We start from the raw sequence: 3,385 nt of genomic DNA, 5'->3' as shown, positions 1-3,385 counted from the left end.
CCATTCGCTGGCGCGGGGTTCGGCATAGTTGGGCTTGCGTCCGAGCAGAAAAATCTCGGCCAGGCGCGCGAACAGACCGATGGCGAAGATCGCCAGCGCGATGTTGAACATCGGCCCCTTGGTCCACAGCAGAAATGCCATCGAGCCGCTCATAGCCTATCCTCCAACTCTTCGACTGTGACGGGTTGGCGATTGGCGACCGCGTCCTTGGCTCGCTTCTTTGCCAGCATCGCAACCCCGCCGCCCACCACCGCGCCGACGGTGGCGGTCTTGAGTAGATCTCCGGAGGTGGCCGTGAGCGGGACCGAAAGCGGTTCATAGAAGCCGCCGGCATCCCAGAAACTCGGCTCGGAGCAGCCCAGACAAGGATGGCCGGACTCGATTGGCCAACTGGTGCCGTCATTCCACTTCATGGTAGCGCAGGCGTTGTAGGTGCTCGGTCCCTTGCAGCCCAGCCGATACAGACACCAACCTAATTTGGCGCCCTCGTCGTCGAAACTCTCGGCGAACAAGCCCCGGTCGTAGAAGGGGCGGCGATAGCAGCGATCATGGATCGACTGACCGTAGAAGGCCAGCGGTCGGCGATAGGCATCCAGTTCGGGCAGCCGCCCAAAGGTCAGGTAATGCGCCAGCACGCCGGTGATGACCATAGGAATGGGCGGGCAGCCGGAGACATTGATGACTGGCTTGTCCTTGACAAGATCCATCACCGATCTGGCGCCGGTCGGATTGGGATTGGCCTGAGGCAGTCCACCGAAGGCGGCGCAGGTGCCGACCGCAATCACGGCGGCGGCATGCTCTACCGTCTCCATCAGGATGTCGTAATTGCTGTGTCCGGCGACGGTCGAGAAACCCGGATTTGAATCCGGCCCCGGAATGGAGCCGTCCACGATCACCAGATAGTCGCCCTTGTTGGCCTCCATTGCCTGGAAACGGGCCTCCTCCGCAGCCTCGCCGGCGGCGGCCTGGAGCGTATGGTGATAGTCCAGCGAGATGATGTTGAGGATCAAATCCTCCAGCGTTGGCGCATGACTGCGGGTCAGCGACTCGGTACAGCCGGTGCATTCCTGGAACGACAGCCAGATCACCGAGGGTCGTCGGGCGGCATCGAGCGCCGCGGCGATCGCCGGCACCAGACTCGGCGGCAGGGCCATCATGGAAGCGGTCGCCGCACAGAATTTGAGGAAACCACGGCGCGAAAGGCCGTGGTCGCGCAGGCTTTCGCCCAGGGTTTTATCGGGGTTCTTGCGGACGGGCATGGTCCCTCCTTCAGGGTCAGGACGAGCGAGGCGGGTTGCTCTGGCCTTCTTCCAGCCGGGCGTCGAGCGTGGCGATCGCCTCCGCGAGGTCTTGCGCTTGCGGGCGCAGGATCTCCGGCACGGGAGCGATCTCGAGATGCAGCGTCAGGCGCTGTGCGTCGGCATTCTGGTAGTCCACCAGCCAGACGCCGGGGATGGCGGTTTCCTGGATCAGCGTCAGCCCCATCGCCGAGACGCTGGCCTGAACCTCGCCCGTTCCCAGCCAGGCCCGCAGACGATCCAGATCGCCGGGGCCGAACGGCATGGCGTTGAGGTCGATCCGGGTCTCCTCGCCGGTCGCGATCAGACGTTCCAGGGCGTGGCGGATTTCATGCAAGATGGGCAGGGCATGACCGTGATCTTGAGGCTTGCCGGCGCAAGGCGCCTTCGATCCAAGGGTGACTGAAAATTGATCCACGCCTGACCTATGTTGAATCACAGGAATAAGTCAAAGAACTTTAGCCTCTTTGCACAATCGTGACGTTGACGTGGCGCAGGCTTTTTTAGCAATTTAAAAAATTAGCAAGCACCAATGTCTCTCTGCTTGCTACCTGTCGAGTTTGAGTTACCCTAATGGTTGAGATCGCTACTGCCGTGAACGTTATCGAGCATCGAGCGAGATCGACATATCATCCGACGCGGGACATCTAAATCATGTCATCGCGTGGTTCCCACTTCGAGGATCCCACCTGAATGGCTAAAATCACCAATGACCAGGAACTCCGTGCCGCACTCAATCGGTTGACGGCGGAGCAACAACGCCTGCTCGGTTCCCGGTTTGCCGAGAATATCCTGCGCCTTAGCCGTGACGAGCGCATCCATCGCGCCATCGCAACGGGTCTACGGGACGATGTCACGCCGGGCGAACTGGAAGATGCCTTCAAGTCCGCGAGGGCCTATACCGTCAAAACTTACACCGATTGCGGCAAGGATACCGACTGGCTGGCTCAGGCCGACCACTTCGTTGCCTCCGCCGCCGCCGCCGCGTTGACCCCCGATGAGTTGATGACAGAGAGGCAGAACCGCGCCTGGAAGGCAGCCGTCCAGTCACGGATGGCGGTCAACTGCGCCATGATGGACGATGACACCGCCTCTGAGTCCGCCGAAGCAGATCATCAGTACGCCCTCGCCAACACTTTTCTAGACTGATTGCGTTGTTCGTCGGGTGGCAATTCTCCTCCGCCCGACAGCTTGATCAACGCGTGAGCGTCAGCAGGAATGACAGTAATATCTCGGCAGTCCGGCGATGCGGCAAGCCTGCTTGCAGCCCCCATTCGGAAACAGACCTTCCAGGTGCTTGCGCGTGCAGGGAACGTGCGCGGACAGTTCCGTGCCGATCGCCTTGATGATGACCCGCGGTGACGGCGGCATCTCGTGAGTGCCGTAGTATTCCCGTAGAAAGTGGATAATCTTCCAATGACATTCGGAGAGGACGAGACCTTCGTCCTCCGCCAATGCATCGGCAACGCTCATGCTCCAATCATCGAAGTTGGCGAGAAGGCGTTGTTTGTTGAACGCCAGATCCCGACCCGCGATCTGCATGGTGGACATATTTCACTCCTCCACCCGAGGGTGGTTTACGGTTACTGGTGGTTTTATCGCCTTCCGTTGGCGGTGCTTCCCTGTTAAAACGCTATTTCGCTTACAACGGCGCATGGATTGATAATTGTCAATCGTCCGCGACTTCAAGAATGCACGAAAATCTCAAGGATGCAACTCTCCAGTTTCCCACCCAGCAATCCGCGGAGTCTGTCGAACAAGTTTTTTGAATGAGATAAGTCGGTTGCGAGGTCAAAGGTGCTGGTTCTCAGGAGGGACCAGCCATGTGGACAAGCGAAAACCGTCACCGCGATGACCGCATTCATTTGCGCTACCCCCAGCGACGTCACGGATGCGGAGTGGGCGCCATTAACGTATGGGGAAGTTAGCCCGAATGTTTCATAAATCTCCTAGGAGCCTGTCCGACTTAGGTCGGACGTCGCGGCGAAGCCGCTCTGGAGGCTGAAAATCAAGGTGACTTTCTCATCAATGGGTCATTGAATGGCCATTTTTCACGACATCGACGCCACGTCACGCTGTTTTCATGG

Annotated in this window: 4 protein-coding genes; 1 reads left to right on the top strand and 3 read right to left on the bottom strand. The window is 59.3% G+C overall.

Features of this window, described 5'->3' with window-relative positions; genetic code table 11:
* Positions 1-149: 149 nt before the first annotated feature.
* Positions 150-1,259, bottom strand: a complete 1,110-nt coding sequence (locus QZY07_RS02845) for a hydrogenase small subunit (protein ID WP_295399589.1) — start codon at positions 1,257-1,259, stop codon at positions 150-152.
* A 16-nt stretch (positions 1,260-1,275) separates the two neighbouring features.
* A complete protein-coding gene (locus QZY07_RS02840) occupies positions 1,276-1,635 on the bottom strand; it encodes a hydrogenase expression/formation protein (RefSeq protein WP_363183630.1) in 360 nt (119 codons plus the stop codon).
* 356 nt (positions 1,636-1,991) lie between these two features.
* Between QZY07_RS02840 and QZY07_RS02835 the strand changes: the two genes are divergently transcribed.
* Positions 1,992-2,447: a hypothetical protein gene (locus tag QZY07_RS02835; RefSeq protein WP_295399587.1), complete on the top strand. Its 456-nt coding sequence runs from the start codon at positions 1,992-1,994 to the stop codon at positions 2,445-2,447.
* A 60-nt stretch (positions 2,448-2,507) separates the two neighbouring features.
* Here the strand turns inward: QZY07_RS02835 and QZY07_RS02830 are convergent, their stop codons facing one another.
* A complete protein-coding gene (locus QZY07_RS02830; protein ID WP_295399586.1) occupies positions 2,508-2,849 on the bottom strand; it encodes a TusE/DsrC/DsvC family sulfur relay protein in 342 nt (113 codons plus the stop codon).
* Positions 2,850-3,385 lie beyond the last annotated feature (536 nt).

This window comes from uncultured Thiocystis sp. (assembly GCF_903866365.1).
Lineage (GTDB): Bacteria > Pseudomonadota > Gammaproteobacteria > Chromatiales > Chromatiaceae > Chromatium.
Note: the sequence above shows the minus strand (reverse complement) of the source record. Positions and strands in the feature narration are given on the sequence as shown.

Bases quoted from the DNA above. Each gene is read 5' to 3' on its own strand.
- QZY07_RS02845 (WP_295399589.1), bottom strand. From the start codon at position 1,259: ATGCCCGTCCGCAAGAACCCCGATAAAACCCTGGGCGAAAGCCTGCGC.
- QZY07_RS02835 (WP_295399587.1), top strand. From the start codon at position 1,992: ATGGCTAAAATCACCAATGACCAGGAACTCCGTGCCGCACTCAATCGG.
- QZY07_RS02830 (WP_295399586.1), bottom strand. From the start codon at position 2,849: ATGTCCACCATGCAGATCGCGGGTCGGGATCTGGCGTTCAACAAACAA.